This is a genomic window from Candidatus Magnetobacterium casense, assembly GCF_019173545.1.
In the GTDB taxonomy this organism is placed as follows: Bacteria; Nitrospirota; Thermodesulfovibrionia; order Thermodesulfovibrionales; family Magnetobacteriaceae; genus Magnetobacterium; species Magnetobacterium cryptolimnobacter.
In genome coordinates this window covers 1-2,261 of the sequence record NZ_JABXWD010000492.1, presented here as the reverse complement: position 1 = coordinate 2,261, position 2,261 = coordinate 1, and the positions used below count along the sequence as shown (strand labels likewise).

Below are 2,261 nucleotides of genomic sequence, written 5' to 3'. Positions count from 1 at the left end.
TGCCACCATCGTCATGATCGTGGAGTCTGCTTCGGGTCCGAGGTACTGCACCACGGTCACGACTCAGGATCTTGTTGCAGGAAACAAGGTGAACACGGCGGCCTGGTCGATTACCATCCATCAGCCTACCGTGTAAGGGGTAAGAGATGCCTTTCCCTGTAACGAGGCGGAGACCATTTCTACAGAAGGTCCTGACTGGAGCGGCGCTTGGGATTATCACGCTCTCCCCGGCCAACTGTTCCCATATTCAGGAAACAACTTCGCCTTCTCTCTCCCATATCTACAGTGCTTCTCCTGTAAATTGCTCGCACACTCAGGAAGTTACTAATCCTGGCCTATCTCATTCAACCCAACTTGGTCGGATTGAAGATTGCTCCCATACTCAGGAGACAACCAGCCCTGCCCTATCGAATATCTACTCGCTTTCGCCCGTCTCATGCGAGCACAATGGGGATGCGACCTCTCCGGCTCTGAGCCATATCTACGTCTTGTCTCCGGTCTCCGGTTCCCATACCCAGGATGTCACTTCTCCGACAATATCCGGAGCTGGAGATTTATCGCCGGATTACTGTTCCCATGACGGGGCTGCTACTTCACCGGCATTGTCCCATATCTACGTCCTGTCTCCGGCCCCTGGCTCCCATGAGCAGGAAGTTACTTCTCCGACCTTATCGGGTGCGGGCGACCTTACTCCGGACTACTGTTCCCACGACGGGGCTGTTACTTCACCGGTGCTGTCACATATCTACGTCCTCACCCCTGTCAACTGTTCCCACGACGGGGAGACGGGATCCCCTGCACTCAGCCATATCTACGTCTTGTCGCCCGTTAATTGCGAGCATCTCCAGGAATGCACTGCAACCTCGGCAGGGGCTATCGATCTGACTCCCGTCTACTGCTCCCATGACCAGGCCGTAACCTCTCCCCCTGTGGGATGGACTTATGCAATCTGGTATTACGTCTCAAAAGACAATGAAGGTTATTTCATCACCGAACGCAATATTAATCTATACAAGACAGTAGAGGGTGAATTTTATTTCACGACCAGACCAGACATCATCCGACATCCATCTAGGATTCAGGAGGGATATAAAAGAAGTGCCTAACTTTGAAGGAACAAAACCTATCTTTCTGCAGCCGAGCGACGTAATGGTTCCCTACGCCTTTGAGTACACGGTCTGCTCTGCGACCACGGCCAACGACGGGTTTCTGCCCTATGGCCATACTCTGTCTTCCGTAGTAACGACAGTCCACCGGGAGGATGCCACGGTCCTCACCACGGCTATTCTGGCGACATCGAGCGCCACCGGACAGGTCCATACGGTCTTTCTCTCCTACCCCACCTCGGTCGGGGCGGTCACGGGGAAGCATCACTTGACCTTCAAGGCAACCATCTCGGACGGGACGACAACCTACACCCGGGAGCTTGATTTCAACAGATTGATAGTGAGGAACCTATGAACGCGTTAGTCCAGACTGTTGCCCCTACGATCGAGCCGGTGAGCCTGGAAGAGGCCAAATGGCATCTGAGGGTTGATAATGATGACAGCGATTACATCATTGAGGGACTGATTAAGGCGGGCCGGGAGCATATCGAGGCGGTCTTAAACCGCGCCCTCCTGACTCAGACCTGGGCGATGTACCTCGAGGAGTTCCCGGACGAGGATTTTATCGAACTCCCCTACCCTCCACTACAGGGTATCTCGTCGCTCGTCTACACGGACTACAACGGGGCCGCGACAACCTGGGGGGCGGCCAACTACCTGACCGACATCAAGTCGGAACCTGGGAGGCTCGTACTGGCCTACGGGATAGACTGGCCCTCGGCCACGCTCTACCCCATGAACCCGATCTGCATTACCTACTCCTGCGGATACTCGCAAACTAAGATTGATGATATACCGCAATCGATCAAGCAAGCAATATTGATTGATGTGGCCGATATGTTTGAGAGCAGGGAGACGCTAACGGAGAAAAATATAACCTCTATCCCGGCGATCATGAGGTTGCTGGCGCCGTATATTGTGCATAGGTTTAAATGATCGGAAGTTTAAGGCACAGAGTTGAACTCCAGAAGAAGACGGCAACGCGGGACACTTATGGCGCCGAGACCGAGACCTGGGTAACGAAGGCGACGGTCTGGGCCGCTGTCCTTCCCCTTTCGGAGGAGGAATACTTCACGGGGAAGATCGAGAAGTCAGAGATCACTCACAAGATCGTCTTGAGATATTATAAGGGACTGACACCTGATTGGAGGATTA

At 53.6% G+C, this 2,261-nt stretch carries 4 protein-coding genes; all 4 read left to right on the top strand.

Annotated elements, in window-relative coordinates; all coding sequences use genetic code 11:
- The first annotated feature begins 488 nt into the window (after positions 1-488).
- Positions 489-1,106 carry a hypothetical protein gene (locus tag HWQ67_RS16755; RefSeq protein ID WP_218253831.1) on the top strand — a complete coding sequence of 206 codons (618 nt, stop codon included), beginning with the start codon at positions 489-491 and terminating at the stop codon, positions 1,104-1,106.
- Positions 1,099-1,461, top strand: coding sequence for a hypothetical protein (locus HWQ67_RS16750; protein WP_218253830.1), 363 nt, complete (start codon positions 1,099-1,101; stop codon positions 1,459-1,461). Before HWQ67_RS16755 ends, HWQ67_RS16750 begins: the two co-directional genes overlap by 8 nt.
- A complete protein-coding gene (locus HWQ67_RS16745; protein ID WP_218253829.1) occupies positions 1,458-2,042 on the top strand; it encodes a head-tail connector protein in 585 nt (194 codons plus the stop codon). Before HWQ67_RS16750 ends, HWQ67_RS16745 begins: the two co-directional genes overlap by 4 nt.
- Positions 2,039-2,261: phage head closure protein (locus HWQ67_RS16740; protein ID WP_218253828.1), on the top strand; the 223-nt coding region annotated here is incomplete at its 3' end. The genes HWQ67_RS16745 and HWQ67_RS16740, both read left to right, overlap by 4 nt.